The 25,795-nt window shown below is 52.9% G+C and carries 21 protein-coding genes; 4 read left to right on the plus strand and 17 right to left on the minus strand.

Annotated elements, in window-relative coordinates:
- The 5 genes from ACUHMQ_RS01625 to cysS form a co-directional block, all read right to left on the minus strand.
- On the minus strand, positions 1-297 hold the full coding sequence (locus ACUHMQ_RS01625; protein WP_445293694.1) for a lipopolysaccharide assembly protein LapA domain-containing protein: 297 nt from the start codon (positions 295-297) through the stop codon (positions 1-3).
- A gap of 167 nt (positions 298-464) precedes the next feature.
- Positions 465-749 (minus strand): integration host factor subunit beta, encoded by a 285-nt coding sequence (locus ACUHMQ_RS01630; protein WP_445293716.1) that lies wholly within the window; start codon positions 747-749, stop codon positions 465-467.
- A 24-nt stretch (positions 750-773) separates the two neighbouring features.
- Positions 774-2,453 (minus strand): 30S ribosomal protein S1, encoded by a 1,680-nt coding sequence (rpsA, locus tag ACUHMQ_RS01635; protein ID WP_445293717.1) that lies wholly within the window; start codon positions 2,451-2,453, stop codon positions 774-776.
- Between the two features lie 150 nt (positions 2,454-2,603).
- Positions 2,604-3,269: a (d)CMP kinase gene (gene cmk, locus ACUHMQ_RS01640; protein WP_445293695.1), complete on the minus strand. Its 666-nt coding sequence runs from the start codon at positions 3,267-3,269 to the stop codon at positions 2,604-2,606.
- Between the two features lie 81 nt (positions 3,270-3,350).
- Positions 3,351-4,727: a cysteine--tRNA ligase gene (gene cysS / locus ACUHMQ_RS01645; RefSeq protein WP_445293696.1), complete on the minus strand. Its 1,377-nt coding sequence runs from the start codon at positions 4,725-4,727 to the stop codon at positions 3,351-3,353.
- A gap of 265 nt (positions 4,728-4,992) precedes the next feature.
- Here cysS and ACUHMQ_RS01650 point away from each other — a divergent pair, with 265 nt between their 5' ends.
- Complete coding sequence (locus tag ACUHMQ_RS01650) at positions 4,993-5,667, plus strand: type 2 periplasmic-binding domain-containing protein (RefSeq protein ID WP_445293697.1); 675 nt, start codon at positions 4,993-4,995, stop codon at positions 5,665-5,667.
- Between the two features lie 95 nt (positions 5,668-5,762).
- Here ACUHMQ_RS01650 and rpoS read toward each other — a convergent pair whose 3' ends face one another.
- From rpoS to surE, 4 genes are all read right to left on the minus strand, one after another.
- A complete protein-coding gene (gene rpoS / locus ACUHMQ_RS01655) occupies positions 5,763-6,737 on the minus strand; it encodes an RNA polymerase sigma factor RpoS (protein ID WP_445293698.1) in 975 nt (324 codons plus the stop codon).
- A 2-nt stretch (positions 6,738-6,739) separates the two neighbouring features.
- Positions 6,740-7,753, minus strand: a complete 1,014-nt coding sequence (locus ACUHMQ_RS01660) for a peptidoglycan DD-metalloendopeptidase family protein (RefSeq protein ID WP_445293699.1) — start codon at positions 7,751-7,753, stop codon at positions 6,740-6,742.
- Between the two features lie 80 nt (positions 7,754-7,833).
- A complete protein-coding gene (locus ACUHMQ_RS01665) occupies positions 7,834-8,490 on the minus strand; it encodes a protein-L-isoaspartate(D-aspartate) O-methyltransferase (protein ID WP_445293700.1) in 657 nt (218 codons plus the stop codon).
- Entirely contained in the window at positions 8,487-9,230 is a 744-nt protein-coding gene (surE, locus tag ACUHMQ_RS01670; RefSeq protein WP_445293701.1) for a 5'/3'-nucleotidase SurE, read from the minus strand. Before surE ends, ACUHMQ_RS01665 begins: the two co-directional genes overlap by 4 nt.
- 193 nt (positions 9,231-9,423) lie before the next feature.
- Between surE and ACUHMQ_RS01675 the strand changes: the two genes are divergently transcribed.
- Entirely contained in the window at positions 9,424-9,894 is a 471-nt protein-coding gene (locus tag ACUHMQ_RS01675; RefSeq protein WP_445293702.1) for an outer membrane lipoprotein, read from the plus strand.
- Positions 9,895-10,026: 132 nt separating this feature from the next.
- On the opposite strand, the gene ACUHMQ_RS01680 is transcribed toward ACUHMQ_RS01675, so the two are convergent.
- Complete coding sequence (locus ACUHMQ_RS01680) at positions 10,027-11,895, minus strand: TolC family outer membrane protein (RefSeq protein ID WP_445293703.1); 1,869 nt, start codon at positions 11,893-11,895, stop codon at positions 10,027-10,029.
- 467 nt (positions 11,896-12,362) lie between these two features.
- Here ACUHMQ_RS01680 and ACUHMQ_RS01685 point away from each other — a divergent pair, with 467 nt between their 5' ends.
- On the plus strand, positions 12,363-13,028 hold the full coding sequence (locus tag ACUHMQ_RS01685) for a transglutaminase-like cysteine peptidase (RefSeq protein WP_445293704.1): 666 nt from the start codon (positions 12,363-12,365) through the stop codon (positions 13,026-13,028).
- Positions 13,029-13,425: 397 nt separating this feature from the next.
- Positions 13,426-15,369, plus strand: coding sequence for a bifunctional diguanylate cyclase/phosphodiesterase (locus ACUHMQ_RS01690; RefSeq protein ID WP_445293705.1), 1,944 nt, complete (start codon positions 13,426-13,428; stop codon positions 15,367-15,369).
- Positions 15,370-15,383: 14 nt separating this feature from the next.
- On the opposite strand, the gene ACUHMQ_RS01695 is transcribed toward ACUHMQ_RS01690, so the two are convergent.
- The 7 genes from ACUHMQ_RS01695 to ACUHMQ_RS01725 all read right to left on the minus strand — a co-directional run.
- The gene (locus ACUHMQ_RS01695) at positions 15,384-16,013 is read right to left on the minus strand and encodes a helix-turn-helix transcriptional regulator (protein ID WP_445293706.1); all 630 of its coding nucleotides are present in this window, start codon (positions 16,011-16,013) and stop codon (positions 15,384-15,386) included.
- Positions 16,010-17,338, minus strand: coding sequence for an HlyD family type I secretion periplasmic adaptor subunit (locus ACUHMQ_RS01700; protein WP_445293707.1), 1,329 nt, complete (start codon positions 17,336-17,338; stop codon positions 16,010-16,012). The genes ACUHMQ_RS01695 and ACUHMQ_RS01700 overlap by 4 nt, the downstream gene beginning before the upstream one ends.
- Positions 17,339-17,382: 44 nt before the next feature.
- A complete protein-coding gene (locus ACUHMQ_RS01705) occupies positions 17,383-19,578 on the minus strand; it encodes a type I secretion system permease/ATPase (protein WP_445293708.1) in 2,196 nt (731 codons plus the stop codon).
- Positions 19,579-20,074: 496 nt separating this feature from the next.
- Positions 20,075-21,145: a purine-nucleoside phosphorylase gene (locus ACUHMQ_RS01710; protein ID WP_445293709.1), complete on the minus strand. Its 1,071-nt coding sequence runs from the start codon at positions 21,143-21,145 to the stop codon at positions 20,075-20,077.
- A 76-nt stretch (positions 21,146-21,221) separates the two neighbouring features.
- Positions 21,222-22,265, minus strand: a complete 1,044-nt coding sequence (locus ACUHMQ_RS01715; RefSeq protein ID WP_445293710.1) for a purine-nucleoside phosphorylase — start codon at positions 22,263-22,265, stop codon at positions 21,222-21,224.
- Positions 22,266-22,772: 507 nt separating this feature from the next.
- Positions 22,773-25,208, minus strand: coding sequence for a two-component system response regulator (locus tag ACUHMQ_RS01720; RefSeq protein WP_445293711.1), 2,436 nt, complete (start codon positions 25,206-25,208; stop codon positions 22,773-22,775).
- Between the two features lie 322 nt (positions 25,209-25,530).
- The coding region (locus ACUHMQ_RS01725; RefSeq protein ID WP_445293712.1) for an OmpA family protein at positions 25,531-25,795 on the minus strand (265 nt) is incomplete at its 5' end.

A 25,795-nucleotide genomic window follows, 5' to 3' on the forward strand; every position in this document is an offset into this window, starting at 1 on the left:
TCAAAGCACAGCATCAAGCGGCACCACCGGCTCAGCCTCGCTCTGTGCGGCTGGCTTGGCATGTAGTTTTTTCTGGTTTTCCTGCAACTGCCGACGTAAACGCCGCTGTGACAGCAACATACTTCCTACCCCAACCAATACCCCGAGCGCAAAACAAAGCAGGATCAAGACAATCAGTGGAAGGCGCAATTCACTGCCAAACAAGCCATGCAGCGAAACCTGGTCCGCATTGTTGAGTGCAAAAGCAAATAACAACAGAAAGAGAACTATCCTGACCAACAAAGCTAGGTAACGCACTGGCAGCTCCTTAGGCGGGCAAGGACGCCATTTTAACCGAGCGAGAGGCACCATAGGCGGCAAAACTGTGTAATAGCCACCATTAAACAGGGACCCTACACAAAGAAAAACGCGACACCATAAAGATGCCGCGTTCTGTACTACCGAAAAACGAGGGCTAACCCGGTTTACTCCTGGCCATCCACACGTTCTCTTAACTCTTTACCAGCCTTGAAGTGGGGCACGTATTTTTCCGGCACCGCGACTTTCGTCCCGGACTTCGGATTACGCCCCACCCTTGGCGGGCGGTAATTCAAGTCAAAGCTGCCGAAACCCCGAATTTCGATACGCTGGCCGCTGGAAAGACTAACAGCCATCGCATCCAGGATCGTCTTCACGGCCAACTCGGCGTCCTTCGCCACAAGCTGCGGATAACGCTCCGCAAGCTTGGCGATCAGCTCGGACTTGGTCATGGGGCTACCGGACGACATCGCGGCTTACTCTTGGTTGCCCGAGAGCTTAGCCTTCAGCAGCGCGCCCAGGCTGGTGGTGCCAGCATTACCCACAGCTTCGCTGGACAGTTTGGTCATAGCACTAGACTCTTCGGACGAATCCTTGGCCTTGATCGACAAGTTGATCGAACGGTTCTTACGATCAACGTTGATGATCATCGCTTCAACCTCATCGCCTTCCTTCAGAACACTGGCGATGTTTTCAACGCGATCACGCGAAACTTCGGTAGCGCGCAGATAGCCTTCAACTTCTTCGCTCAGCGCAACGATCGCACCTTTGGCGTCCATCGACTTGACGGTACCCTTAACAACAGCACCCTTATCGTAGGTCGACACGAAGTTGTTGAAAGGATCACCTTCCATTTGCTTGATGCCCATGGAAATGCGCTCGCGCTCGACGTCAATCGACAACACCAGGGCCTCAACTTCATCGCCCTTCTTGTAGTTGCGAACGGCTTCTTCGCCAGTTTGGTTCCAGGAGAGGTCGGACAAGTGCACCAGACCGTCGATACCACCAGGCAAGCCAATGAACACACCGAAGTCAGTAATCGACTTGATTGCGCCCTTGATCTTGTCACCCTTCTTGTAGGTGGCCTGGAAATCGTCCCAAGGATTGGACATACACTGCTTCATACCAAGGGAGATACGACGACGGTCTTCGTCGATTTCCAAGATCATCACTTCGACTTCATCACCCAGCTGGACGACCTTGGTCGGATGGATGTTCTTGTTGGTCCAATCCATTTCAGAGACGTGGACCAAGCCCTCGATACCTTGTTCGATCTCAACAAACGCGCCGTAGTCGGTAATGTTGGTGACCTTACCGAACAGACGGGTGTTTTGTGGGTAACGACGACCCAGACCCACCCACGGATCTTCGCCGAGCTGCTTGAGGCCCAGGGAAACGCGGTTCTTCTCTTGATCGAACTTCAGCACCTTGGCAGTCACTTCGTCACCAACCGTCAACACTTCAGATGGATGCTTCACACGACGCCATGCCAAGTCGGTGATATGCAGCAAGCCATCGATACCACCCAAGTCCACGAACGCGCCGTAATCGGTGATGTTCTTGACGATACCCTTGACAGTAGCGCCTTCGGACAAGGTGGACAGCAGCTTCTCGCGCTCTTCACCCATGGTTTCTTCCAGCACGGCGCGACGTGAAACAACCACGTTGTTACGCTTACGATCAAGCTTTATAACCTTGAATTCGATGTCCTTGCCTTCGAACGGCGTGGTGTCCTTGATAGGACGAATATCGACCAAGGAACCAGGCAAGAATGCGCGAATGCCATTGATCATGACGGTCAGACCGCCCTTGACCTTGCCGGAAATCAAACCGGTCTTGATGATGCCCTGCTCCAGGGCTTCTTCCAGGTCGATCCATGCAGCCAAACGCTTGGCCTTGTCGCGCGACAGTTTGGTTTCGCCAAAGCCGTTTTCAACGTTTTCGATGGCAACTTGCACGAAATCGCCAACCTTTACATCGATCATGCCTTGGTCGTTCTTGAATTCATTGATGTCAATCAACGACTCGGACTTCAAGCCGGCATTAACGATCACAACCTTGTCTTCGACCGCGACAACCTCAGCAGTGATTACTTCACCAGCGCGCATTTCCTGACGCGCGAGGCTTTCCTCGAAGAGGGCGGCAAAACTTTCCATGGAAGAAACAGCGGTAGTCATTTCAGATTATCCAGATAGCCCACGTATACAGCCTGTGGGGTCAAAAGTTAAAAAAACCCGCCTTACATTGCGCAAGGACTAGGTACCTCCGTCATACCGATCTGGCATCGACATGACGGTTTGCCCGATTTAGCCGAGAGAGGCCTCTCGCCAACCATCAAGCACTACTTGTACTGCTTTTTCGACACTCATTTCTGTTGTATCAAGCAGCAGCGCATCTGCAGTTTGCTGAAGGGGAGCTATAGGTCGAGTGCGATCGCGCGCATCACGTTGCTCAATGTCCAGCAAAATCTGCGAGATTGTAGTCTCTTCTCCTTTAGCAATCAACTGCTTATAGCGTCTATTCGCGCGTTCTTCAGCACTAGCCGTCAAGAAAATCTTCAGCTGGGCACCAGGGAAGACAACAGAACCCATATCCCGACCATCCGCCACCAAGCCTGGCTCACGGGCAAAGTCCCGCTGGCGCTGCAGCAAAGCCGTACGTACTGTTGGCAATACCGCTACTTTTGATGCCCCCTCACCGATAACTTCTGCACGAATCAGCTCAGTGGCATCATCTCCTTCCAGCAATATCATCCCTTCCAGAAAAGCCACATCCAGGCTGGCAGCTATCGCCGCAATTGCTGATTCGTCATCAAGTGGCACCCCATGCTGGATCGCTGCCAAGGCAGTCAGCCGGTAGAGCGCACCGGAATCTAGATAGTGCCATCCTAGAGCGGCAGCGACACGAGCCGCAACAGTGCCTTTGCCAGAAGCAGAAGGACCATCAATAGCAATTACAGGAACAGGACGCATACCACACCTAACAAGTTTGAACGGCCACCGACCGAAAACCCATCCTCGATCCAACGGGCCGAGGATGGCACTACAACCTAGTTATTGCCGACGCCAACTACTGCCTTGTGCACTGTCTTCCAACACAATACCGCCTTTTAGCAGTACATCCCGAATCCGATCCGACTCAGCGAAATTTTTAGCTTTACGTGCTTCACTACGGGCAAGAATCAATGCTTCGACCGCTTCAGCCGACATTTCATCTACCCCTACAGGGCCACTTTGCAAATAGGCTTCCGGATCACGTTGCAACAAGCCCAGGATGCCGCCCAGGCCTTTTAGTTGTGCGGCCAAATGTGCATCATTACTGCGATTTACTTCGGCAGCCAACTCATACAGGACGGCCACCGCTTCGGGCGTACCAAAGTCATCATCCATCGCCGCCTTGAAACGCTGTCCGTAGCTGCTATCCCAGTTGATCGGCGCACGGTCCACAGGCGGGCAAAGCTTCAAAGCGGTATAGAGACGATCCAATCCAGCTTTGGCGTCCCGCATCAGCTCCTCAGAATAGTTCACGGGGCTACGGTAATGCGCCCGCGCCAAGAAGAAACGTACCACCTCACCGTCAAAATGCTTCAATACATCACGGATGGTGAAAAAGTTTCCCAATGATTTTGACATCTTCTCGCCCTGAAGACGCACAAAGCCATTGTGAAGCCAGTAATTCGAATAAGCGTGGTCATGGCATCCCTCACTTTGGGCAATTTCATTCTCATGGTGAGGAAACTGCAGATCTTCCCCGCCGCCATGAATATCAAAATGGGCGCCCAAATGATGTTCGGACATCGCCGAGCATTCTATGTGCCAGCCAGGCCTTCCCTTACCCCAAGGCGAGTCCCACTGCGGCTCACCAGGTTTTGCCGCCTTCCACAGCACAAAGTCGAGGGGATCACGCTTATATGGGTCAACATCTACCCGCTCACCTGCGCGTAAATCATCAATCGACTTACCCGATAGCTTGCCATAGCCGGGAAACTCTCTGACTGCATAGTAAACATCGCCATTCTCTGCGGGGTATGCACGTCCCTTGGCAATCAATCCTTCGACGATATGAATCATACCTTCCACATGCTGAGTTGCCCGCGGCTCATGTGTTGGCGGCAGTAACAGCAACTTGGCGAGATCCTCATGCATCTGAGCAATGGTCCTATCCGTCAGTGCCTCAGGCGCAATACCCGCTTCTGACGCCCGCTTGATGATCTTGTCGTCGATGTCGGTGATGTTACGTACATAGTTCACCTCATACCCCGATGCATGCAACCAGCGCACGACAACATCGAACGCCGTCAGCATACGCGCGTGGCCAATATGGCAAAGGTCATACACCGTCATACCGCATACATACATGCGTACCCTACCGGGTTCGATGGGGGTGAAGACCTGCTTTTCGCGGGCCAGCGTGTTGTAGACGGTAAGCATCAAACGACTCCGTAAATAGGAAATGGTGCAAACCCTTGATTCTAGCAAGTACAGCGTTCGGGACAAAAGAGCTGACTGGAGTCACTTCACATCCAAAACAATATAAACACCGTTATATGTTAATTTGCTAATATAGATATCCGTTAAGACCAAAGCTACTTAGCTGCGCGAGCACATAGCCAGAGCTGGTTGACTCTGATCAGCCAAGTACAGCGCGCGCTACAAACCGGTCAACTGGAAGCTAATGACAAAGCGCATATCGGAGTTGGAGACGAAAGAAATGAAGTTCCGCTACATGCTGACAATGCTTTTCCTCATCACACCCGCAGCAGCAGAGCATGCGAGCAATACGTATGCTCTGGCTAGAACCGACACCACCTCGCTTGATAGCAGGCACCGCCTCTGCCTACCTGATACCGAACCCGACACACCCACCTACAGCGCTATTAAACTTACCCACCTTGAATCCGAGGAAATAGAAACAGCGACGCGAGCTGAAACCGACTACTTACGCCCATCATCAGACGAAGTGGCTAACCAAGCAGTAATGGGCTTTGACACCGCAGAAGAACGGGAAAGGAACATCCAATTCAGCTTGGGTTACTTTATTGCCACACAACAACTGCTTATCCACAAGGCCGGATTTCATGCCCCGTTGCAAATAGAAAACATATCTGCATATGGACCACACGCTGCCATTGCTGTAGCAAACACAACATCATCAGCACGGGACAATATAACCCGCTCGTTCCCACGGGCAGAGTACGAAATGGCAGACACACTGGTTACAGCTGAAATCTACGCCACCGGCATTCATAACGGTGAAATGCGCCTACTGAAGGCAATCAACGGGATACTGGCCGCCACCCATCACATAAACGAGACTAACCGCTTCATTGGGTTTCGTCCGGGCAGGCCGCCCATAAGCGCCTATAGATAAGATTGCGCATTGAACCACTCACTGCCTCAATACCTACAGACATGCAAATAAAATTAAAAAAGCCGCATAAATGCGGCTTTTCAATATTCTGACACCTACCCTAACAACACGTCGCGTGAAACTCCTTGGCGACGCAACAACCTTCGCAAACTTTCCAACGCTTCAATCTGAATCTGTCGCACTCTCTCGCGCGTCAACTGCAAATGCGCAGCCAAATCTTCTAGCGTGCAAATATCGTAACCATTCAACCCGTAGCGTCGCTCAATCACCATACGCTGCTTATCATTTAACTGCTTGAGCCAATCTCGCACATAGCGCTGGATTTCCGCATTCTGCAGGATCATCTCAGGCCCTTCCTGCTGTTCATCGGGAATCGACTCCCCAATGGAAAGCATAGGGTCAATATCCAACGGCGCATCCAGGGACGCCATGCGCTCGTTCAAGCTCATTACCCGGCGCACCTCTTCCACCGGCTTATCCACTTGATACGCCACTTCGTCCAAAGTCGGTTCCCGCCCCATCTGTGCTTCCAGATGACGTTGTGCACGCAAATAGACGTTTAGTTCTTTGATCACATGCACCGGTAGCCGAATGGTGCGAGACTGATTCATGATGGCGCGTTCGATGCTCTGACGAATCCACCAAGTTGCATAAGTAGAGAAACGGAAACCACGCTCTGGATCGAATTTTTCCAGCGCATGCATCAGGCCGATATTGCCTTCTTCGATCAGATCAAGCAGGGCCATACCCCGGTTGATGTAATGCTTCGCGATATTTACGACCAAGCGAAGATTATGTTCGATCATCTTCTGCCTGGCATCAAAATCACCCTGCACCACCAATCTGGCCAGACGACGCTCCTCATCCGGCGTAAGCAGCGGATTCTGGCCGATATCATTCAAATAGATCTGGGTAACATCACCTGTCGACTCAGCAGCGTAACGCTCCTTCTCTTCCGTCGGTACACCTTCCACTTCAACATCGTCATCTACCTCCTCGCTTTGTTCCGCATCGTCAAGAAGGTCTTCGTCGAGCAACTCTTCGTCTACGGTATCAATGGCGTGGTTCATGATCAGCCCGTTGTCAGGTATTTCGATGGATCAACCGGCTTACCAAAGCGCCGGATCTCAAAGTGCAACTTGACTTGCTCCGCATCGCTGTTTCCCATTTCGGCAATCTTGTCTCCTTTTTTCACATTATCCCCCTCCTTGACCAACAACTGATTGTTGTGCGCGTACGCTGACAAATAGGTTTTGTTGTGCTTGATAATGACAAGTTTGCCGTAGCTACGCAGGCCACTACCCGCGTAGACCACCCGACCGGCACTGGCAGCCAAAACAGGCTGGCCCAGCTTCCCACCGATATCCAAACCCTTGACGGATTCGGAAAAGGGGGTAATCACTTTGCCTGACGTAGGCCAGACCCAAGCCAACTCTTCTTCTCCGGAAGTCGCCACCTTATCGGCGACAACCTTGACCTCTTGAGGCTTGGCTTCCACTGATTTAACGTCAGTCGATTTACCATTTTCCGTAACCTTGGCAGGCTCAACTGGCTTGGTTACGGCTTGCAATGGTCCCTCTGCTTGACGGGCAACCGTCGGACCATCGCTGTTATACGAAAGCTTTAACGACTTGGGGTAACTCACTGTAGCCACCGCACCCGGTACCACAGGGGAAGCATTAGTCGACTTAATCGACGACGCTGCTGTATCCGCATCAGGCTTTAGCGGCTTGACCACAACACCGGCATTTCCCTGCGAAGACTCTTCACCAGGCTCCGTCAGCCGTAAAACCTGATCGACCTTAATCAAATTAACATCCGCCAGCTGATTCCAAGCCGCAATCTCTTTGTAATCGAGGCCATTTTCCAGCGCAATGCTATAAAGCGTATCGCCGGGCTTAACCACCCAGCTTTTTCCTTCTATTCCACCCGTGGCGCGCGGCACAGCACCAACCGCAGGGATCTTGCTTGCCTCGGAACCTTGCGGCTTGGTTCGATCAACTACGGGTACTGGACGAACCGGTTCAGTTGCGCAGGCGGCCAGCAGCAACACAAGAAAAAAACCGGCGGTTCGACAAACGTTCAACTCGTTACTCCCTTGAAGCGGTATTACATGTAGCGAGTGATACGGCAGGTCACCGGATCACAATGACAGTTTTATTGAAGCTAAGCAAGTCCCGGTAACATCGGCACAAATCTGACTTTCTCCAGCTTTGTATCGACAAAACCATCTTCAGTACGTTCGATTATTCGCAATTCCTGATCGATAGTTCCTATGGGAAAGACCATACGCCCCCCCACAGCCAACTGCGCCAGCAACGCATCTGGCACATAAGCTGGTGCAGCCGCCATGATGATCGCATCAAATGGCGCAGCTTCAGCAATACCGATAAAGCCATCCCCATGTCTAAGCCGGGCATTATTGATGCGTAACTCACGCAGGCGAACCCTGGCGCGGTCCATCAACTGGGCAATACGCTCGACTGAATACACCGTCTTGAAGAGTTGTGCAAGAACCACAGTCTGGTAACCGCAGCCGCCGCCAACCTCCAAAACCTTGTCACGCTTTACACCACCCAGCGCCAGCTCCACCATCCGCGCCACAATATAGGGTTGCGAGATTGTCTGGCCCAGGCCAATTGGCAAAGCCACATCGTCATAGGCGCGATGCGACAATGCTTCATCGACAAAAATGTGTCTGGGCGTATTACCCATCACCGCCAGTACTTCTTCGCTGCGAATACCTTGTTGGCGCAAACGCTCCACCAGACGGCCTCGCGTACGGGCCGATGTCATGCCAATGCCAGAAAAATCGTGTTTCACGCTGCAAACCAGGAAGAAAGGAATTCGAGTTGCTTGAATGCTGTCAGGTCAATCTGCAAAGGCGTAACCGAGACATAACCATTGGCAACCGCCCAAAAATCAGTATCCTCAGCCGCATCCTGCGCCTCACCTACCGAGCCAACCCAGTAGATCGCTTCGCCACGTGGGTTTTGCGACTTAATCACCGGCTCAGCTTTATGTCGCCGGCCCAATCGGGTAACACGCCAGCCTTTTAATTCGGCGTAAGGTATGTCGGGTACATTCACATTCAGCAGTACCGCGCCGCGAATCGGATCGCGACTGATTCGGTCCACCAGATCCCTCGCTACCAGCGCCGCCGTATCGAAGTGTCCTTCTGTACGTTTAGCCAGGGAAATAGCAACAGCCGGAATACCCAATAAATAACCTTCGGTCGCTGCCGCCACTGTGCCTGAGTAAATTGTATCGTCCCCCATATTGGCACCGTGGTTGATACCGGAAAATACCCAATCAGGTCGATCAGTCATCATCCCGGTTACCGCCAAATGGACGCAATCGGTCGGGGTACCATTTACATAGTGAAATCCGCTAGGCGCACACTTCAAACTAAGCGGCCTATCCAGCGTAAGAGAATTGGAAGCCCCGCTGCGATCGCGCTCAGGCGCCACAACGCTGACCTCTCCGAGCCCTTGCATCATGTCAGCTAACGCAGCCAAACCCGGTGCAAAGTAACCGTCATCATTACTCAACAGAAATTTCATGCAGCTCCCTTGGCACAGGCTATCCCGCCTGCTTGTTGCAACAACCTTGCAATCTCGGTTGCTGCTTTGTTCTTGCACATTCTACCGTCGCAGTCAGCTATGCGGAAAGCATGTGCACTACAACCGTTTCCTTCTGGAACGCCTACGCAGATAATCACTGCGGGTCCATTACTAAATATAAAGGCGATCTTCCATGTTATTGAAACCTCATTTTCGTCTCCTATCAGCAGTAGGCATGGGTTTGATAGCGCTGCTAAGCGGCTGCGCAAGCGATCGGTCCGCCAATGTCTACACCCCGTCCGAAGCCATGAGCGAGTCGCGTGTCCGCACCGGAGTAATCGAATCAGTACGGCCAGTCAAAATCCAATCGGATAGCGACCTTGGCAAAATCATGGGGGCTGTCATTGGCGGTGTCGCTGCAGGCGGCAATATTGGGAAAGGAAAAGGGTCCATTGTCAGCGGTACCATTGGCGCGGCTGTCGGTGGCGGAGCAGGTAATGCCATCGGTAAACAGGCAAACAGTAAAGACGCTTTGGAAATCGTTCTGCAAATGGATAGTGGCGAAGTGATCTCCATCGTCCAAGAGGCGGATGTCCCACTGGCGGTTGGTCAGAAAGTGCGCGTCATCAGCCAGGGCCGTACGAGTCGGGTAGTACCACGCTAACCGTTCCCTGAACTTATTTGATGCCTGCTACGCGCCAACGGTACGGCATAAAAACAAGACAAGGGCCGCCATCGCGGCCCTTTGTCTATCGCCGTCGTCAACAGAGCAGGATGCCCGTCACCTCAAGCCAGCTTACTTCTCAGCAACCGCGTAAATCTCAACCTCTACACGCCTGTCCGTTGCATAACACTCAATCAGCTTTGCGCGGTCATTCATAACCGGCTGACATTGCGCAGGCGTAGTGAGTGGCTCTGCCATACCCCTACCCTTTGCGCTGATCATATCGGCAGACAAGCCACGTTCGACCAACTGCGCTCGAATAGCGGCAGCACGCCCTTCAGACACCTGCATCGCCCTCACAGGTTTACCAAGCCGGTCGGAATGCCCCTCGATAACTATGCGTGTCTTGGAAGAATCGAAATTACGGGCAAGCAGTTTGGCCGCCAATTCGTCCATTGCTTTACGGCCACCCTTCTTCAAATCGGTCTTACCAAAGTCGAAGTAGGTTGCGGCACTTAAGGTCAATGTTTCCAGCTTCTTGCCCAGCGCCTCGGTCGATGCCAGAGGCTTGATCGCAGCAACAGGTGTCGGAACCGGTGGCAACCCCTGCAGGGCTGGCTTGTCCAGCTCCACTACAGGCGGTAAGGTAGTGTCACACGTCAACAGGTCATCATCCTCCGCTACACCCCCCTCTTCCGTTTCCAAACGTGCTTGCATAGGTTGTAAGTCCAGTGCCGCAAGAAGACGATGACCCACCGTCAATGTACGCATTGTGGCCAGCTGCTGGTCAAACTCGGCTGAAGCGGCTGCACGCCGTGCATCGAACAGCTCGTTTTCTGTATCCAGCAAGTCCAGCAATGATCGCTGACCGATATCGAACTGCTGGCGATAAGCATCACGCGCTTTTGCCGTGGACAATTCATGCTGAGCAAGCAACCTGAGCTGATCGCGAATCTTGCGCACATCATTCCAGGCAATCATGGCGGACTGGCGCACATCACGGCATGTCTTGTCCCGTAGGTCATAAGCCGCATTCAATTGCTGGGTGTATTGGCGCACACGGGCACTGTCTGCCCCACCCCGGAAGAGGTTGTAATTGAGCACCAAGCCCACCACCCTGTCGCGATACTCACCTCTGGCGCCAGCTTTGTTACGTTCCAGATTCTGGCTGGCTTGGAATTCCAATGTGGGCCAGTTACCCGCCCGCCGAACCTCAACGTCAGCGCGTCCTGCACGAATACCGGCGACGGCAGAAAGGAAGCTGGGGTTATGGCGGATAGTCTCCCGTAAGAAACCTTCACTGGGAGGAAGCGAAGTGTCAAACCTAGGCAACTCAGCCAGGTTCGCAGCGGGTAGCTCTCCCACCAGGCGCTGATAACGTGCAGAGACATCGTACAGATTGCTTTGCTCGGTCACCCAGTTCGACTCGGCCAATGCCAAACGCCCGGCAGCCTGTTCAAGGTCAACACGACGTCCCACGCCGGCTTGAACCTTATTGTTCAGCAAGGCATGAATTTCAGCGTGGACGGTATAGTTCTGCTTCGCCAGCTCGACCATCCGACGATATCGAAGGACGTCCACATACGCTCGTGCTGCTTCAAGACCTACCTCATCGCTAGTAGCAAGCAGTTCGAAGTAACGCGCCTGCTTAGCATGACCCAGGCGGCGAGCTTCATTCCGCGTGGCAAAACCATCAAACAACATCTGGCGAAGCTGGATGCTTGCACTCGGGTTTTGGTAGCTATGCGAGGCAACACCTGGCGCTTCGGAAGTCGTTCTGTTGGCTTCGGCCCGTAGATCAAGACGGGGAAGGTAGTTGCCCTTCGCAACACTTTGTTCTTCGGACGATGCTTGCAGATTATGGTAACGGAGGCGGACTTCCGGATTCTGCAGAATCGCCTGCTCCACAGCCGCTTTCAGTGTTTGCGGGGAAGCTGCCAGTGCCTGTGGGACACTCAGCGCCAAAACGGTCAACGGTAAATAACCAAACCTTACTTTCATTTCCAAACCAGTCTCCATGCTGTTGCAGCCAGACCAACACTCCCTTGCGGTCGACCGTAGTGGTAGCGCCGATGTATTTGCCCAGGTGCACAAATGCCGGCTTTATCTATATTTCCTTGAACCTGTTCACAGTCGATCGCACATCCTGTGGAGCCCATCCGCAACCTGCCACTAGCTGCCGCCGGCAAGCTGAGGCTCGTAACAAAAATGGGGAGGATGAAAACTGTGCTCAACAACGTGCGCTATTGCACATAACGCCGCTGGAACCCGCTCGCAACCAGCTTCAAGCGGTTTTTGATGCGAGGGGATTATAGCGGTCTATTTTAATAAAAAAAGACATTAATAAGAATTTTCTAATTAACAAATTTCTGGCCAGGGTTGTGGATAAACACCATTAGCCCGACAGTGCGAAGACTTACGTGCATGCCCCTTGCCGTTCACCATTCAAAGCAATAACAAGCGGTTGGATGAAATATCCCGCTACATGGTCTGTCGCTTTCTACACAGCGACCGCCATGTCCTTGGCATATTCCGCACCCGATCTCGACCGCTTGTTCACGACACTCAGCCAGCGCTGGGGTGTAGGTTCAGTACAAAAATACCAGGCTTGGCGCGAATTGATTACTGCCCCTACCCCACTACCAGAGTTGGATAAACTGAAGCGAGTAAACGACTTCTTCAACCGGCAGATTCACTTTGAAGAGGACAGAAGCGTCTGGAATCAAGTGGACTACTGGGCTACACCATTGGAAACCCTCGGACGGGGCGCAGGGGACTGTGAAGACCTTACCATCGCCAAATACTTCACGCTCCAGTTATTGAATGTCGCCCCTGCGCGAATGCGGCTCACCTATGTAAAAGCCAAGATCGGAGGCCCCGACAGTACCGTCACCCAGGCGCATATGGTTTTGGCCTATTACAGCCGGCCTGATGTGGAACCCTTGGTATTGGATAATTTGATTGGCGATATCCGCCCGGCATCCCACCGGCCGGATCTGGTACCCATTTTCAGTTTCAATGGCGACGGCATCTGGGTAGCTGGCGGTAAGCAACCCAAGTCCCCGGTCGATAGGCTATCACGCTGGAAAACATTGGTACTACGCATGCACGAGGAAGGCTTTGACATCCAATAGCAAATCCACGAACAGCTGCACAGTCATGGACAGAATCCATAGATTGCCTCTGGAAGGGGTCAAACGGCTTTCAGATGGCATATCCCCAATTCGCAAGCTACTGAAACTCAAGTACATTTCTAATGACTGTATCGATCCCTTGCAGATAACCGATAGTGAACAAACCAAGTACAGGCGAATGCTAGAGATGCAGAGGCAGGACATTGAAAATAGGAAACCCTAGAACCTGTCTAAAGTCTCGCGAGCTAGGGCAAGACAAGGCGAAAACAGCCGAGGAAGCGGAGTTTACTTATGGTAAATAAGCATTCCAATGGGGTTTTCAACACCGTATTGCTGACGCGCAGCAGACTTTAGACAGGTTCTTAGCAACGTGTCCCGCATTCAGGAGATGATAGGCATGTCACTGCTTAGGCAATTGTGGCTGGTCGTGTTGACTTCGACGCTGCTCGCATTTATCGGCGGTTTCGCGGTCAACCTCACCACTGCACGCCAATATCTCGAGCAGCAGCTGTTTGCGCAAAGCCACGATGGCGCAACCTCCCTCGCCTTATCGATGTCTCAACAAAACAAGGACGCCGCCACCACCACCCTGATGATCAGTGCGTTGTTCGACTCCGGGCACTTCCGTCTTGTGCGGTTTGAGGATACCAATGGTCAACTCGTCACCGAACGACGTAATGACGAAGAAGCCGACATGGTACCGGCATGGTTCATCCGCCTCATGCCACTACATGTTGAAGAGGGTACCGGCATGGTATCGGAAGGTTGGCATCAGGCTGGCAAAGTGACTGTCGTCGCCCATGACCGCTTTGCTTATCAAGCCCTGTGGGAAGGTGCACTGACCTTTCTGGCGGTCATGTTTCTGATCGGCCTGTTATCCAGCATTGCCATCGGCATACTGATTCGATGGGTACGCAAACCGCTCAATGAATTGGTCGCGCAAGCAACGGCTATCGGCGAGCGCCGTTTTATGACGGTCCAGGAACCCGACATCAAAGAACTGCGTGTTGTGGTAAACAGCATGAACACCATGGTCAACCGGGTAAAAGCCATCTTCAACGAACAAGCGGCACACATTGATGAATTGCGCACCCGCGCCAACCTTGATGCGCTCACAGGGCTTGCCAACCGGGATAACTTTCTAGGTCGTCTGCGCCAGACACTGGGTGATGAAACCGTCGCGCCGCAAGGCGCATTGCTGCTGATACGTGTACACGATCTGGCAGGTATCAACCGCGCTCTGGGTAGAACAGGAGCGGACGCTTTCCTGCAACGTATCAGCCAGGCTTTGCGGACCGTCGCCAACAACGTCAGCGACGGACTGCTGGCTCGCATGAATGGCGCAGATTTCGCCATTCTCTCGCCGGGCGCCAGTCCAGCTGAATCAGAAGCACTGGCCAAAGCATGCCTGCATGCGCTCGAAAATCTATCGATGGAAGGCTTGGCAAAACGCCACCGTATTGCGCATATCGGCGTCGGTTTTTATCAACATGGCAGTTCGGAAGGCAGTTTGCTATCCAGCGCAGACCGAGCACTGGCTGTAGCGGAAAGCCAAGGTACCAATGCCTTGGTGCTTGGCGTGGTGGGCGAAGACGAGTCCGCCAGCATCAATGAGTGGCGAGCCCTGTTGGATAGGGCCATCACCAACGATTCCTTCGAACTGGCAACCTACCCTGTACTCAACCGTACAGGCCACCTGATTCACCAGGAAGCGCTGTTGCGCTTACGTAAACCTGATGGCACGTTGCATACCGCCGGCCAGTTCATGCCGATGGCGGCGCGGCTGGGTTATCTGATCAAACTTGACTTGATTGCAGTAGAGCTCGCCTGTCGCTTATTGGTCCATAGTGACGCAGATATCGCAGTCCACCTATCAACAACTGCCATCGCCAACTCCGGCTTCCTAGAAGAGCTGCACCGCTTGCTGGTGCAGCAAGGGGAAGCCAGCCGACGACTATGGTTCGAGATCAATGAATACAGCCTGCAAGGCGACTATGCACGGCTGAGCCGCCTGTGTACGACAGTCCATCGAATAGGTGCAAAGGTGGGCATCGAACATTTCGGCCGGCAGTTTGGGCGCATCCCCGCCCTATATGACTTACCGCTGGACTACCTGAAAATAGACGGCAGCTTCATACGCGATATCGCTCGGCACCCGGGTAACCAGCAGTTGGTGAAAGCCATAGTCGGCATATCGGCAGGCGCCGGTCTGCAAGTGATTGCTGAAGCCGTACATCAACGATCTGAGTGGGAGGTATTGCGCGAGCTGGGCGTTAACGGCATGACGGGCCCTTACACTACCGAGCAGTTCCAAGCCCAATTCCCGACCGTCACCCCCTAGCTTAGCTATAAGGCTCAACGAATACCATGTACCCGTAAAGCCAACTGCAAGCGGTCGCTGACGCCCAGCTTGGTGAATGTAGCCGCAAGATGAGCCTTCACTGTGCGTTCTGTAATATTGCATTGTGTGGCGATTTCCCGATTGGATGCTCCATTCGCAGCCAGCCGAGCCACTTCCTGTTCGCGTTCTGTCAGCCCCTTCATCCAGTCGGGCGATTGAAGTGACGCTTTCGGCACCACACTTTGCACTGTGCTTAGCAACTGCTGCATCAATTCCCGACCGATCCAGATATTTCCACCCAATACCACTTCCAGAACCTGCCGTAACGTCTCGGCATTGGCGTAGGCGTGGCAGTAGGCAGCTGCCCCCTGCCCCAGCGCAGCAATCGCCACTTCGCGGCTCGGATTGGAACTCGCCAAAATCAAACGTGCCGATAATCGCAAGCATGACCATACCTCGGCGTTCCACGCCGGCAGGTCGGGCAAATCGGCATCCACCCATACCACTGCGCCAGCTGGCATTTCGTGTGTCACAAGTTCCGAGAACTGACGTATCAGCGTAATGGAATAACCAGCCAAAGCAGTCTGCCAATGGTTGGCAAGGCCCACATCGTGAGTGACAAGAAAGAGGGAGGTCTGGGTCATCGTTCAGTCAAGGAGTTAGCCTTGGCGCGCAGAATCGGTTTCAACAAATAGGACAGGATGGTTTTCTTACCTGTAAGAATGTCGACTTCTGCAACCATGCCCGGGATGATGGGCAGCTTCTGCGAACCCAAACTGCTGGAGGCTGTGCGTACACGGACAAGGAAAAAAGCATTGCCTCGCTCATCCGTCACCGTATCGGCACTGATATGCTCCAAGGTCGCATTGAGCCCGCCATAGGTGGAGAAGTCATACGCACTGAATTTGACCTGGGCCCGTTGCCCCGGCCGAAGAAAAGCAATGTCCTTGGGCAAGATACGGGCCTCAAGTATCAACGCATCGTCAGTCGGCACTACCTCAACCACGTTCTTACCCGGCTGCACCACCCCACCTACGGTGTTCACCAACAACTGTTTGATGGTGCCGCGAACAGGTGAGCGTATCTCGGTCTGTTTGACCCGGTCTTCCAAGGCCAAACTACCTTCCGACAACGTACTGAGCTTGGCATTGGTCTCGCTCAATTCGGTACGCGCCTGGTTACGGAAGGTCAATTCGACCTCCTGAATCTTGCGACTCGCCTCGCTAATCGCCGCCTGGATGCGTGGGATATCGGCATTGGCGCTGTCACGCTCACCCCGGTAACGCGAAACATCTCGTTCCAGGCGCAACAGTTCTACATCCGATACCGCACCCGTTTTCACCAAAGGACGAGTCATTTCCAATTCCCGTGCTGTCAGGTCGTAGCTATGCGCAGCCATCTCACGCCTGGCGCGCAATGCGTTGAGTTCCTGTGAGCGCTGCATCATCTGCTGGCGCGCAACCCCTACACCGGCTTCCAGCTCCGCCCGACGGGACTCATACAGAGCACGTTCCTGCTCAACCAGGTCGGGCGCTTCCTGCAGGACCTCGGCGGGCGCTTCAAATGGCTTACCATCAGCCAATGCTCGCAAGCGGGCTGCCTTGGCCAATAGCGCCAGGTACTGCACCTGGTTCTCACGCAGGGAGGACATCATACGGGTCGGATCGACTTTCAAAAGCAGGTCACCCACCTTTACCGACTGCCCTTCCCGCACCAGGATTTCCGACACGATGCCACCGTCAAGACTCTGCAGAATCTGCACTTGGCGCGATGGGATTACCTTACCCTCGCCTCGCGTCACTTCATCAATTGGCGACAGCCCTGCCCAAATCAATAAGATCAACACGGCTACCGCGCTGGCCCACACAATGGCTCGCGCACCACCGGGGGTCTGTTCCGCAATGGCCCAATCGGCATCGCTATCGAAGTCGTCATCGTTCGAACGGGATGGCACAACAGACGACATCATTCGGTCTAGCCACGCCGAGCAGACGGTATAGAGAGACTGCCAGCTCATGCGCCGGCCCTACCAATCCGGCCATGCTTGAGGGCTTCCATCACCTGTGCTTTCGGCCCATCCGCCATGATCTGACCACCATCGATCACAATCAGCCGATCTGCCAAGTCCAGCAATGAAGTACGGTGCGTCACCAAAACGACTGTCTTATGCTCGTAATACTGGCGCAAGCGTGCCTTCAATACTTCTTCGCTCTGATGATCCATCGCGCTGCTTGGTTCATCAAGCAGCAGCATGGGTGGATCATTCAACACCGCGCGGGCAATACCCACCGCCTGTCGCTGCCCGCCAGACAGCGATTCGCCACGTTCGCCTATCTGCATTTCAAAACCACTCGGGTGCCGGTCAGCGAATTCGCTTACACCAGCCAGATCGGCTGCAGCCAGAATCATCTGGTCGTCTGCAAACGGTGCACCGAATGCGATGTTTTCTTTCAGCGAACCGTAAAAGAGGTTGACGTCTTGCGGCACAAAACCCGTGGCACGGCGCAATTCCGCAGGGTCGATCTGGCGGGCATCAATACCATCAATCAATACCGCGCCTTCGCTGGGCTGATAGAGCCCCAGAATCAAGCGTTGTATCGTCGACTTGCCCGACCCGACCCGGCCGATAATTGCCACCTTCTCGCCTGCATTTAGCTTGAAAGAAACATCACGCAACGCCATGTCTTCTCGGCCAGGGTACGCAAAGCTGACATGCTTGAATTCAATACGCCCTTCAAAATGGGTACGGTGTACAAAGGCCGATTCTTCAGGCCGCTCGGTTTCCGCCTTCATATGGGTTTCTACCGCGCTCAGGCCAGACCGGGCATTCTGGTACTGCATCAACAAGCCCGCTACCTGACCAAACGGCCCCATTACCCGCCCCGACAGCATCGACGCCGCAATAATGCCCCCCATGCTGACCTGGTTGTCGATCAACAGGTAAACCCCTGCCATCACCACCACAATGGAAACCAGTTGCGTCACGGTTTGCGCCAGATTCAGCGTGGTAGATGAAAGTACTTTGAGCTTTGCACCTGTCTGCGCGAGAAAAATCGTCGCGCGTTCCCACTTTCGTTGAATCGTGCCTTCCGCCACCATGAACTTGATGGTCTCCAACCCAACGAGGCTTTCCACCAAAGTGGCATTACGCTGCGCAGAGGCCCGCTGGGTCACATCCACCAATTCCTGCATCTTTTGCTGCATCAGCATCGATACAAGCACCACAATCGCCATTCCCACCAAGGGAGGCAAAATCAGCCAGGGCGATATCCAGACCAATACCAGCAGGAAGATCAGCACAAAAGGCAGGTCCACCAAAGCCGTCACCGTGGCGGAGGCAATGAATTCACGCACTGATTCAAAGGCTCGCAGATTTGCCGCGAAGGAACCCACAGATACCGGCCGCTGCGATAGCTTCAGACCCAGCACGCGCTCCATGATCAGCGATGACAAGGTCACATCGATACGCTTGCCCGCGGTATCAACGATATGGGCACGCATCAGCCGCAGCACAAAATCGAAGATCAACACAAGCGCGGCACCCAACGCCAATACCCAGAGTGTCTCCTGCGCCCGGTTCGGCACCACTCTGTCGTAGACATTCATGGAGAAAAGCGGCATCGCCAGCGCGAAGATGTTGATCAACAACGCCGCGATCAGGGTATCGCGATAAAGCCGCCAGTTCTGTGCCACCACACCCCAGAACCAATGCCGTGTACGTACCTTGCCGGTCTCCGGCGCACGCGCATCAAAACGGAACTTGGGCCGGATAAAGAAGACCACGCCGGAATACAGTGCCTCAAGTTCCTCCCGACTCAACAGGTCGGCAGACTCCCCGGCTTCCGGGTAACGTACCCTCGCCTCCCCTGTGGGCAGCCATTCAAGCAAGATGCAGGCTTGTTGTCCGTTAAGCAGCAGTACCGCCGGCAACAAACCGGGGCGTAGCGCATCCAATGGCCGCCGCACAACCCGAGCTGTCATCCCCGCCCGCGCAGCAGCCCGCGGCACCAAACCCGGCGTTAAAAGATTGTTTTCCAGCGGCAAACCCGCAGACAACGACTCATGCGTCGTCTTGATACCAAAGATACGCGCAATGGAAACCACACAATCAAGCAATGGGTCGAAGTGGCTTTGATGCTCACCCACATGCCAAGAAAAAGAACCTGTCACCTCAGATTGGGGAGGATGACTCGATAAAAGGGTATTCATAAATCCAGGTAATCAATCGGAAGTACAAGTGATGGGGATTCAAACGGACATAAAAGGGGAAAGGATTAGCCATGGACCTAGGCAATTTGCCAAAAACCTGTCCATGTCATTTCCAGCCCGCCGATGATCGCCCAACAAATAGTTGAAATGGCACTTATTCACAGGCTGTCAACGTGTCCAAACCGCGCTGCAGGCATAGTCGAGGACGTGGTAGGAATATTTATTAATGCAAACATCATAAAATAATCATTTATAAATTAATACTTTACCTCAAAACCTGCCCAAGCAGGTTTAAAGCTTCAGTTCTACTTATGATGTTGTTATGAACACAAATCAGGCTGACTGGCACAAAACGGACAAGTCGAACTGCATACTGTCTTGCACGTATTAATGGGCACAAAGGCCAGTAGAACTACTGGCCTTTGTGCTTGGCCGATTTGTCTATGCCGCAATAGGCACGAAATCAAACAAGGGCATTTAACCCCCCATGGACACCTTACTTTGGGACGCCATACTCCCAGCGCCGCCAATTAACCACGATATCGTTAATCAACGGGCCACCGGCCTTGTACAAGTTATTGACTGCCGGCACAAAGCCCCCCTGCTCACCGTAGTTAACTAAACCATCCACATCGGTCTGGCCGGCATAGGGACGATCGAAATCCGCGCCAGTACGCAGAACCGCTACCCGCTCGACATCCAGCTTGCCTGCGGCAGCGCCACGCTTGAGTGCTTCGTACGTCGCGTTGTCTTCCTGTTGCGTCGTACAGTAAGTACCTTTGCTATCCGTCAGCAGCTTGACCCAATCACGAGCCCGTTTACCCAACGCAGTGCCGGCAAACCAGGTACCGCTGCTAGCTGTATCGCACTGTACGACAGTAGGTGGCTGATTGGCCGGTGCATAGGAATAATGAGCGCGGAAAGCCTTGGCTTCATTGCTATCGTCCAGCTGTACATTCTTAGACAGACTGATGGCCTTTTGCAGCAGGCGTTCATTCAACTGAAAGACTTCTGTGCGGTAATCTGGTTTTGGCTTTTCGTTAGGCCCCTTGGTGGCGATGCCAAAATAGCCATATTCCCAACCAGCGGGCATTTCACGCGAGTCAATTTCCCACGCGATACCGAAGTCAACCAGATAGCGCGACCAGGTCGCCGAACCGACCGTTCCTTGTGCAGGATCAATACCCGCAATGCCAGCCACAAGGAAGTAAGTCTTGCGCAAGTCGAACTTGCCACTGTAGATCAAGGCAGTCATCGTCGCGGCGGCATTGGCGTAGCCCATGCCCGTCACCACGTTGCAGACATCGTTCCGGTTACAACGGACTACCGGATAGTCTGGCGACAATCCCGGTACACGGATTTCCTGGTTCAGCTTCAGCTGCTTGACCCACGGTTCGCTTTCCGGGGCGAACATGCTGATCACCATAGCCTTTACCGGGCGGGCGCGACGGGCCTGTGTGTTGTCCGATACCTCAACATTCGCAGCCATCACGGAGCTGGAAGCGAGTACTGCCAGCAATGCCGCGGCAGACAGGCGATTCATTCTAAAATTAACAGGGCGTTTCATCGATATTTCCTTTGAGACTTGGAGAGTGTTTTGCCTGGTGTCTATCAGGCATCACGGCCACTGATCTGTCTGCCACTCAACGTGGTACGCCAGACTTCCACTGGTCCCAATGATTAACGATGTCGCGAATCAACGGCACACCTGCGTTGTACAGATTGTTGATTGCAGGAACAAACCCACCCGATTCCTTCAGAATCAACGACTCATACGCTGTCTGTCCGGCATGGGGGCGGTCGAAGTTGGAAGCAGTACGCAATACCGCCACACGATTCAAATCCAGCAAGCCCACATTCGCGCCACGCTTCAGCGCCTCGTAAGTAGCGTTGTCTTCCTGCTGCGAGGTGCAGTAAGTACCTTTACCGTCAGTCAACAGCTTGACCCAATCCTCTGCCCGCTTGCCTAGCAGTTCCCCATGCCACCAAGTGTCACCCGCCATGGTGTCACACTGCACGACAGCAGGCGGCAGGTTGGCTGGTGCGGAAGTGTATTTGGCGCGATACGCCCTGGCCACATCGCTGTCATCGAGCACGGCACTCTTGGACAACGCCATCGCCTTTTGCAGTAATGCTTCGTTCAGTTGGAATACTTCGGTCTTGTAGTCCAAAGGCGGCTTCTGGCCAGGGGCCTTGGTATTGATACCCAGATAGCCGGTATTCCAACCATGCGGAATCTCACGCGCATCCAATTCCCACGCAATGCTGTAGTCCACCAGATAACGCGACCAGGTTGCCGAACCTAACGTGCCCTGCTTGGGGTCGATGCCGGCAATTCCGGCAATCAGGAAGTAACTCTTGGACAGATCAAAACGACCGCTGAACACCAAAGCGGCCACCGAAGCCGCTGCATTGGCATGTCCCATGCCGGTAGTCAGTTGGCAAACACCATCTGTATTGCAATTCACCGTTGGGTAGTCAGGTGACAGACCGGGCACTCTATATTTCTGTGTCAGTCTCAGGTTCTTGATCCAAGGTTCGCTTTCCGGACCAAACATACTGATCACCAGTGCTTTTACCTTGCGAGGTGAACCGGCTACATCGCCTTGTTGAGGAGAAGCCATCGTGGCCAATGACGTCATGGCAAGGCAGCTTGCCACGGTCAGCACTTTAAATTTCGTGCTCATACTCTTCATGAGGAGGACCCGCTTTAGATTAAAGGTCCCGCGATATAGCATGCCATACGAGTATTCATTAAATCATTATTTAATTAATATTAATTATGTAGATTAAGTGCTTTACAAACATGCAGCAAAGTGAATCAAGCAATACAATTAAAGAAGCAGGCAACCCAATAATACGAATCAATTACTTGAATAATCTGGACAGTGTTATGTGTCACATTTACCCGCTGTAAGTCTATGCAAAAAATTTTCACTACCAATAAGAGTAGGCATCGTCAATATTGCTAAAAAGCCATACAAATATATTCAAAAGCAACACCATCGCCGGCCAAAAACCATGATGGAGGACTGCCTAAGTAAGCGCGTCAGAAAAATATCTGACTACCTCCATGAATTAGGTACAGTTGTTCACTCATTGTTATGCGCAACGGTTAGCAAGGCACAGCACAGATATACTTGGGCAAGTAAAGTGATTGACTTCCTTGGTAAAAAATCAAAGCTAATAACTGATTACCGTGTAGAAAACCCACCTTTCTTGATCTTCGTAGGAATCCAATCGTCCTTATAGTTGTCAATCGACCAAGGTTTACCAAAGAAGAAGCCCTGTACTGCCGGACACCCCATGGCACGTAACAGACCAAACTGTTCCGGTGTCTCTATACCTTCTGCTGTCACTTCCAGCTCCAGGCTATTGGCCATTTGCATGATGCCCGAAACAAGGCCGACATCTCTCCCTGTCCCAGGCAATGAAGCAATGAAGGAACGATCGATCTTGATGCGTGTTACTGGCAGATACTTGAGCAATGCCAACGAAGAAAAACCCGAGCCAAAATCATCGATAGCCACGCAGATACGTTTCTCTCGCATAGCCTGCACCACTTTTCTGCTTGCATGGAAATCTTGCAATGTGGATTCGGTTATCTCGATCTCCAACAAATGTGGGGAAATTCGAGCCTGTTGCAATATCTCATTCAACTCAGTCAGGAACGCATCCCGCTTGAACTGGGCAGGTGAAATATTCACTGAAATAAACAACTGGGTATCGTATTGATGGTTCCATTTGTTGACTTGCTCAACCGCACACCTCAATACCCAAGTACCAATAGGTTCAATCAGGCCATTCTCTTCGATGATGGAAATGAATTTTTCCGGTTCCAGCAATCCCAGTATCGGATGGTGCCAGCGCAGTAATGCCTCAAAGCCAATCAGCTTCAATCCGTATAGATCAATAATGGGCTGGTAATGGATCGTGAATTCCCCTCGCTCCAGCGCACCATGCAAACTCTGCTCGATACTAATCCGGGTTCTGACGTTCTCAACCAAGTTGCTTGAATAAGCACAGACACGCCCTTTGCCCAGGCGTTTGGCTTCATACATAGCACTATCCGCGGCACTAAGTATTTGCGCCGGCGTCTCACCGTCGTCCGGGTAGCGTGCCATGCCGATGCTGGCGCCAATCGTAAGCTGTTGGTTTTCTATCGTAAGGGGTTCCAATACTGCCTTCAGGATTTTATTTGCGATACCTATCGCCTCAATGGATTGCCGTAAGTCCGGTACGATAACCACAAACTCATCACCACCCAGCCGAATCGCTTCATCATTACGCCGAATAGCCCGGGTAATGCGTATTGCCGTTTCCTGAATGACCCGGTCCCCCGCATGGTGTCCCATCGAGTCATTAATCGATTTGAATCCATCAAGGTCGATAAAAAGCAACGCGACATTGCCACGATGATGACTGGCACGCTCCACTTCACTTTCAAGCCGCTGATCCAGCAAGTAGCGGTTTCCCAATCCGGTTAATGGATCGTGATAAGCCAAATGCGCCAATTGGCGTTCCGCTTCCCGAATAGCTGATATGTCTGAAAGCGTCTGTACATACTGGACGGTCGCACCCCGGCTGTCTCGCACCGCACAGATATGCTTCAGCACCGGCAAAACCCGCCCATCTTTACATTTCACCGCGACTTCGCCGGACCAGAAACCATTCGGTATCTTGGCGATATCGTCATAGGTCATGTCCTGATCACGCCGGTTAAGCAGAAATTCCGTCGGGTGCCGGCCCAAGGCATCGGATTCCAGAAAACCCGTCAAGCGTGTGAACGAGGGATTGATGGAACGCACAATCCCATCGCTATCCAGAATCAATATACCCTCGGCAGTTGCACGGAATACCACGCCGGCTTGCCGTAGACGTTCTTCCATTTCTCTACGGACCGTAACATCCCTTACAGCCCCTATCACTATTTGCTTATCAGGTGCCCGCACGCGCAAGTTGCCGTACATCTCAAACCATACATATTGATTTTCTTCTCTCTGAACACGGAATTCACATTTAAAGAATCCTGGATTTTGAAGCGCTGCCTTTAATTCCGGCAGGTCATCCGGATGAACCTGACTAAACAAGGCAGACAAGCCCTTCTTCTCCATCGGCAGCCTATGTCCCCAGATACGTTCAAAGCATTCATCTCCATTGACTTGATCCTGTCCAGACTCCCATTCCCACGTGCCCAGTTCAGCTGCCTCAATTGCCAATGCCAGCTTTTGTTCCGCCTTGGACAACGCGATTTCCACGTCATGGCGTGAGCGTGCGGCCTGGATAACTGCATTCAGCTCCATGACGTTATAAGGTTTGCTCAAGTAACCAAATGGTCTGGCGCGCGCCGCACGGCTCACCGTTTTCTCATCCACATAGGCGGTCAGGAAAATTACTGGGACTTTCCAGTTTTCATAAATCGCTTGACAAGCATCAATCCCGTCGCCAGGGCCTTGAAGATGAATGTCCATCAACACCAGACTGGGTCGATGAATCTCCACCGCCTGAATAGCCGAAACCACATTCGAATGGATACCACACACCTCGTGGCCCATTCCCTCGAGTGTTTGCCTAAGGTCTAGCGCAACTACAGGTTCATCTTCAACGATCAGGATTCGCTCTGCGCGCATGATCAGGCCTCACTGGCCAAGTTATTAGTTGGTCACTCGTGGCTAAGCATTGAATATCAAGCATTAGTTCAATGCCTTCCTCCCCGCGGGCGGAATCGAGCAAGCCCCATTCCTACTTGGACAGTCTGTCATTTCAAAGTGGTGCAAAGCTCAATCACATTTAACACTAGCCTATTGGCAAGCAAGCTTTATGGGATTGTAAGAAGCTTGCAGTGTGTCCCCCTGTCCAAGGAAATCCCTTACGCAAAACAAACAGCTCAGGCCGTTTATGGACTGAGCTGCTTGAATTACTGAGCTTGGTACTCGGCGGCGCAACCTCCCCCTACCGCTTGATCCCCTCAATCACAATCTCCACCCGCCGGTTCGGCTGCAAACAACGCACCAACGCCGCCGTCCGCTTCGTCGACTTCCCACACGCCGCTATCTGATCCGCCTTACCCCTCCCCTGCGCGCTCATCGGTCCACTCACCCCCTTCTCCTTCAGGTAGTTCGCCACCGTGTGCGCACGCCGTTCCGACAGCGCCTGGTTGTAATGCTCACTCCCCAACCGGTCCGTGTAGCCCGTGATCGTCATCCGCTCTATCCGC

This window comes from Chitinimonas violaceus, assembly GCF_052601015.1.

Bases quoted from the DNA above. Each gene is read 5' to 3' on its own strand.
- ACUHMQ_RS01630 (WP_445293716.1), bottom strand. From the start codon at position 749: ATGACCAAGTCCGAGCTGATCGCCAAGCTTGCGGAGCGTTATCCGCAG.
- rpsA (WP_445293717.1), bottom strand. From the start codon at position 2,453: ATGGAAAGTTTTGCCGCCCTCTTCGAGGAAAGCCTCGCGCGTCAGGAA.
- cmk (WP_445293695.1), bottom strand. From the start codon at position 3,269: ATGCGTCCTGTTCCTGTAATTGCTATTGATGGTCCTTCTGCTTCTGGC.
- cysS (WP_445293696.1), bottom strand. From the start codon at position 4,727: ATGCTTACCGTCTACAACACGCTGGCCCGCGAAAAGCAGGTCTTCACC.
- rpoS (WP_445293698.1), bottom strand. From the start codon at position 6,737: ATGAACCACGCCATTGATACCGTAGACGAAGAGTTGCTCGACGAAGAC.
- surE (WP_445293701.1), bottom strand. From the start codon at position 9,230: ATGAAATTTCTGTTGAGTAATGATGACGGTTACTTTGCACCGGGTTTG.
- ACUHMQ_RS01675 (WP_445293702.1), top strand. From the start codon at position 9,424: ATGTTATTGAAACCTCATTTTCGTCTCCTATCAGCAGTAGGCATGGGT.
- ACUHMQ_RS01680 (WP_445293703.1), bottom strand. From the start codon at position 11,895: ATGAAAGTAAGGTTTGGTTATTTACCGTTGACCGTTTTGGCGCTGAGT.
- ACUHMQ_RS01685 (WP_445293704.1), top strand. From the start codon at position 12,363: ATGAAATATCCCGCTACATGGTCTGTCGCTTTCTACACAGCGACCGCC.
- ACUHMQ_RS01690 (WP_445293705.1), top strand. From the start codon at position 13,426: ATGTCACTGCTTAGGCAATTGTGGCTGGTCGTGTTGACTTCGACGCTG.
- ACUHMQ_RS01695 (WP_445293706.1), bottom strand. From the start codon at position 16,013: ATGACCCAGACCTCCCTCTTTCTTGTCACTCACGATGTGGGCCTTGCC.
- ACUHMQ_RS01700 (WP_445293707.1), bottom strand. From the start codon at position 17,338: ATGATGTCGTCTGTTGTGCCATCCCGTTCGAACGATGACGACTTCGAT.
- ACUHMQ_RS01705 (WP_445293708.1), bottom strand. From the start codon at position 19,578: ATGAATACCCTTTTATCGAGTCATCCTCCCCAATCTGAGGTGACAGGT.
- ACUHMQ_RS01710 (WP_445293709.1), bottom strand. From the start codon at position 21,145: ATGAAACGCCCTGTTAATTTTAGAATGAATCGCCTGTCTGCCGCGGCA.
- ACUHMQ_RS01715 (WP_445293710.1), bottom strand. From the start codon at position 22,265: ATGAGCACGAAATTTAAAGTGCTGACCGTGGCAAGCTGCCTTGCCATG.
- ACUHMQ_RS01720 (WP_445293711.1), bottom strand. From the start codon at position 25,208: ATGCGCGCAGAGCGAATCCTGATCGTTGAAGATGAACCTGTAGTTGCG.